2 protein-coding genes and 1 pseudogene are annotated in these 2757 nt (G+C 53.3%); 1 reads left to right on the forward strand and 2 read right to left on the reverse strand.

What is annotated here, in order from left to right:
* Positions 1–735 (forward strand): annotated as a pseudogene (locus QCH34_RS10190) (phosphohydrolase); the annotation flags it as partial.
* Here the strand turns inward: QCH34_RS10190 and QCH34_RS10195 are convergent.
* Both QCH34_RS10195 and QCH34_RS10200 read right to left on the reverse strand, forming a co-directional pair.
* The gene (locus QCH34_RS10195; RefSeq protein ID WP_366898565.1) at positions 732–2063 is read right to left on the reverse strand and encodes an NAD(P)/FAD-dependent oxidoreductase; all 1332 of its coding nucleotides are present in this window, start codon (positions 2061–2063) and stop codon (positions 732–734) included. The pseudogene QCH34_RS10190 and the gene QCH34_RS10195 overlap by 4 nt on opposite strands.
* An 11-nt stretch (positions 2064–2074) precedes the next feature.
* Positions 2075–2757 (reverse strand): hypothetical protein (locus tag QCH34_RS10200; RefSeq protein WP_300333701.1); only part of this gene is annotated, 683 nt, incomplete at its 5' end.

Genomic DNA, 2757 nt, shown 5'->3' on the forward strand with positions numbered 1-2757 from the left:
GTCCGTTTTCTGGATGAGATCGAGAACCTCGATCTCACCCATCAGGTTCTCGATGGCATCCTCTGCCATGATGGCGAATCAAATGCAACAACCCTCTCATCCATTTCGGTGCCTCCCGATCATGCATTTGAGTTGCTTGAAGATCGATGCAGGGCAGCATCTGCGGGATACGAGATGATCCCGTCCACCCCTGAAGGTTGTGTTGTCCGGTTCTCAGACACAATCGCCTATATTGCCCGTGATCTTCGTGATGCAACCGAAGTCGGGCTCATCGAAGGCTTTGGTGCACTTCCAGAAGATATCAGGTCTGTTCTTGGCGAAGATGAGACAGAGATTATCAACCGGCTCACCCTTGATCTGATGGCATCAAGTGCTGGCAGTGATGATGGAATTATTGGCTTCTCAGAAGAGATTGGGGATGCATTAATCCTCCTGAAACGGTTCAATTACGATCAGATCTACGAGCATCCAAAAACCCGGTCACAGGATCCGATCATCAGGAAGATGTTTGAGGTGGTCTTCTGCTCACTCAAAGACGATCTGGAAGATGAACAAAAGAGATCCAAAATATTTACGGACTTTCTCGATACCCCCTGGCTCTCAGAAAAGTACCGTGCCTCAATCTCTCCGGCAGGTGCGGTCCGCGACTTCATTGCAGGCATGACGGACCGCTACTTCGAACGCCTCTATCTCTCTCTTGTCCTTCCAAAGAAGCATGAGTCTTACCGGGACTAGTCGGGGTCCTCTTTCTGCTTCTTATTCAGATGTGCAGAAGCATACCGGATCGCAGGGTACATGCCACCTGCTGTCGGGTGCACCTCAAAGATATCGGCAAGCTCCCTGACAGATAATTCTTTCTCTGCCATGAATGCAAGGTACATCGCCATTGCCCCGGCATCAGGGGAAGCCTCGGCAAAACTGAGGATCCGTCCGGTTCCTTCATCAACCATCAGGCTGCTGATCCCTGTCCTCCTCTCGGGCAGGGACCAGAATGTTCCCGGTCCTGCCGGTCCGGGAAGTGTATAGGTGATCCCCTCGTCGCTGATTGGTTCAATCCAGGCATATTCATATCCAAGACTCATTGAACGGGGGAGGTACGAGAGATCAACAGGATGGTCGCGTCCTGTAGCAGCATCAGCTGCCGCAAATCCCTGAAGCCGTGCAACCGGTGTGAGCCCCGGCTCCCCGATCACATCACCACAGGCAAAGATCCCGGGGATGCTTGTTTCAAACCTGCTGTTGACGAGAATCTCTCCCTTCTTTCCCTTATCGACACCTTCGATCATCCCGCTGTTTGGCAGAAGGCCTGCGGCAATGAAGACACAATCACAATCGAGGTGAAACCCGCCTCCATCAACTCCTGTAGCAGTATCTACTCCTGCAATACCTGAGACGGATATTTCTTCATGAATAGTGACATCATGGAGATCCTTTTTGGCTGCTGCCTTCAGGCGGGGGGAAATCTGATGAAGGAATTCGCTTCTGCTGATGATATGGGTATCTGTCCCGAATGAAGAGAATATATAGGCAAACTCAGCTGCCATCACCCCCCCGCCGATGATAGCTATCCTCTCCGGCAGCTGTTTCATCTCTTTGAGAGTATGCGGGGTATATACTCCCGGAAGGGTGATCCCGGGGATGGCTGGAATATGGGGTCTTGAACCGGTTGCGATAATGATCCTGTCGGCGTCCTGCACCTCGCCGTTCACAACCGCCTTCCCATCGATGACTGAAGCCTCTGCACCATAGATTACCTGTACTCCGGCATGCTTCGTCTCTTCATCAAGTATCGTGGCAATCGTCTGCTGTATGGAATGAATGCCTGTAATCAGCTCAGGAAACCTTACTTCAGGCATGCCACGGGTGATTCCTGCTCTCTCACAGAGGGCAGCAGACTGGATCATTCTGGCACAATCATTCAGGCCGCAGACCAGCATGCAGCCATCATGCAGGCATTGTCCGCCAAGGCTTCGTTTCTCAATAAGGGTGACCTCTTCCCCGGCAATAGCAGCTCCCATAGCTGCCATCCGACCCGCAGGACCTCCTCCGATTACCAGCATCATTTCTGTTCAGCCTAGAGGAGCTCTACTCCCTCATCCATTGGTTCTGCGAGGATCTCACCCGTGGTGGCATTCACCTCAACAATATTCCTTCCCCGGACCTGCCAGACCGGCACATGAACAAGCCAGACCTTCAGATTGATCTGCTCACGATTCGGCTTGAAGGTCTTCTCCTCTGAAAAGATCGCATCGCCACTCTCCGTCTTGATCCGGATCCTCTGGGAGAGCGCGGCTGTTAATGCCTGGAGGATCTGGGTCTCCGCATCTTTTGCGGGGATCGATGGCCTGACAACCTCCGCATTGTCCGGGATCTCAACTGAAATTACCTCCTCGGGGTCAATCTCCTGACGCAGGCCATTGATGGCGCTGATAGCACCTGTTCCCTCTCCATCAAAACAGATCTGCTTTCCCTTGAATGTGGCCTGTCCCATGCAGGAGTACTGGTATGCCCAGTGTGGGATCAGCCTGAGGCGCGCCTCTCCTTTCTGCCCGGAGATACGAGCTGCCTCCTGCTGGCCGACATGTACCGGGAGGCAGGCAATGGTGCCCGGGGATGATGCCTGATGCCCAATCTGCCTCTCCTGCATAAGCCCTTCTCTTCTCTGCTGCTTTTGTACTGGTGGCTCTCCCGGCTGGATCCGATAGCGTCTCCCTTCAACCCTCGCCACAGCGGCTTCCCCGGCATATCTCCCAAGAT

This window comes from Methanocalculus sp. (assembly GCF_029762515.1).
Taxonomy (GTDB): domain Archaea; phylum Halobacteriota; class Methanomicrobia; order Methanomicrobiales; family Methanocorpusculaceae; genus Methanocalculus.

Coding starts and splice junctions, on each gene's coding strand:
- QCH34_RS10195 (WP_366898565.1), bottom strand. CDS start 2,063: ATGATGCTGGTAATCGGAGGAGGTCCTGCGGGTCGGATGGCAGCTATG.